General features: G+C 50.5%; 3 protein-coding genes. All 3 read left to right on the top strand.

Annotation, left to right across the window (positions count from 1 at the left end; translation table 11 throughout):
* Positions 1-185 precede the first annotated feature (185 nt).
* Positions 186-416, top strand: coding sequence for a hypothetical protein (locus tag HXW94_RS18625; protein ID WP_178368389.1), 231 nt, complete (start codon positions 186-188; stop codon positions 414-416).
* Between the two features lie 181 nt (positions 417-597).
* Positions 598-990 carry a MarR family EPS-associated transcriptional regulator gene (locus HXW94_RS18630; protein ID WP_178368390.1) on the top strand — a complete coding sequence of 131 codons (393 nt, stop codon included), beginning with the start codon at positions 598-600 and terminating at the stop codon, positions 988-990.
* Between the two features lie 149 nt (positions 991-1,139).
* The coding region (locus HXW94_RS18635) for an MBL fold metallo-hydrolase (RefSeq protein WP_178368391.1) at positions 1,140-2,095 on the top strand (956 nt) is incomplete at its 3' end.

Here is a 2,095-nt window from a genome sequence, read left to right on the forward strand (position 1 = left end):
CAGTCTTCGGCTTTCTTCATTTCCATTATATTTGCTCCTCAGATAGTATTGTTTCGAGAGTTCATATCATGCTTTTTTCATAAAAAGATAGGCTTTTTTAAAACCGGGAAAATGGGAATGCGCCCCAAACAGTTTAGGCATCCTGATTAAAAAAACGAGAATTAAGTATGGTGTCCCCGTAATTCATGATTGCCGTAAAATTCGAAGCCGAAGTGCAAAACGGTATGATCAAAATTCCAAAGAAATATGCGAATCTTGAGTCCATGCAGATTGAGGTTGTAGCAAAAGTATTGGATGAGAACAGGAAAGATGCGCATTCATCAATCTTTGAACCTGATAACCGTGAGCCTGTTTCCGACGAGTATCTCATGGAGAACTGGCGCGCCCTGGTTTCCGAAGGGTTGTCCAATAGTTGATTCTCTATGGTAAAAAGTATTGACATCAGCGGCGGAATAAAATACTTAATCCCGATTGGTTCAACTTATGAACTGGTTGCAGAAAAAACGCATGTAACCTAAAGGGCGGAGCTATGTCGTCTCACCGTATTTACACTCAATCATCACGTTTTTTCCCACCTCAACCGGATCCCGCAATTTAATGTCGGATAAAAATAAAGAGTTTATACGTTTACAACTTTTAAAACTCCTGGCTGAAAACCCTCAACGCTCCCAACGCGAACTTAGTAAACTCATGGGAATAGCCTTGGCCTTGGGTCGTGTCAACTATTGCCTGAGCGGCCTCATAGACAAGGGTTACATTAAGCTGGGAAATTTAAGGAATAGCGAGAACAGGATACTTTATGTCTACCATCTCACGCCCGCAGGCCTTGATGCAAAGTTAAAACTGACGTTTCAATTTTTAAAACGCCGCCTGGAGGAATATACCCGGATTAAGATTCAGATTCAGGAGCTGGCAACGGATTTGTCTGATAATGCCCCTGAATTGCTTAAGGACATGGATACCAAGGGATTATTTGATTCTTCGGAATAGGGGCCATGGAAACAAAATGTTGATGGCTTGCCGGTCTTTGCGTTGTATATTAACCACGGAAGAGACGGAAGGCACTGAAAGTCAGGGCTTGCCAAATTATCTTTATACTGTGGAATTCAAGAAAGTTTTGTAACCCCACCCCGGTACTTATGAAAATCAATCACATCGGCGCCCAAAACTGCGTCACCGGCTCCTGCCACCTGGTCCAGACCCGGACCCATCCGGAAGCCGGCGGCGTTAATCTCCTGGTGGACTGCGGCATTGCCCAGGGCCATGACCCTGTGCTGCCCTTTGACCAGTGGCCCGTGGCACCCTCTGCCATGGATTATCTGTTTCTCACCCATGCCCACATTGATCACATCGGCAGGGTGCCCGACCTGATTGATGCCGGGTTCCGGGGAGAGATCCTCTGCACCCACGCCACTAAGGCCCTGCTGATTCCCATGCTCCATGATGCCCTGTCGTTTTCCGACAGATCAGACAAAGAGATCCGTTGCCTGGAAGGGATCATTGATGACCTGTCATGGGGATTTGAACTTCATGAACCCTTTTCCCTTAAACAGGGAATCACCTTCAAACTGGGCAATGCCGGCCACATCCTGGGCTCCTGCTTTATCCAGTTTGCGTTCCCTGATCCACACCACCCGGACGGCCCCGCATTTCGTGTCACCTTTTCCGGGGACCTGGGCTGTGCCCACACCCCGATTCTCCCGGACCCGGACCCGCCCGACCCCTGCGATCTCCTGATCCTGGAGTCCACCTACGGGGACCGGAACCACGAAAACCGGGCCCACCGCCAGGCCGCCCTGGCACAGGCCCTGGACCGCGCCCTGTCCGACAACGGCATCGTGTACATCCCGGCATTCGCCCTGGGCCGCACCCAGGAGCTGATCTACGAACTGGACCGCATCAACCCGGGCGTGCCCGTGTTCATCGACTCCCCTTTAGGGATCGAGATCACCCGCCTTTACCAGAATATGGACGACTGCTGGGACAAGGAAGCCAAAACCCTGAAAGCCGCCGGAGACCACCCGATCAAATTTGAGCATCTGTATGCCGTGGAACGGTTCAAAGACCACCGGCGCCTGCTGGACCTCAACGGCCC

Source organism: Desulfobacter latus (assembly GCF_013389365.1).
GTDB lineage: Bacteria > Desulfobacterota > Desulfobacteria > Desulfobacterales > Desulfobacteraceae > Desulfobacter > Desulfobacter latus.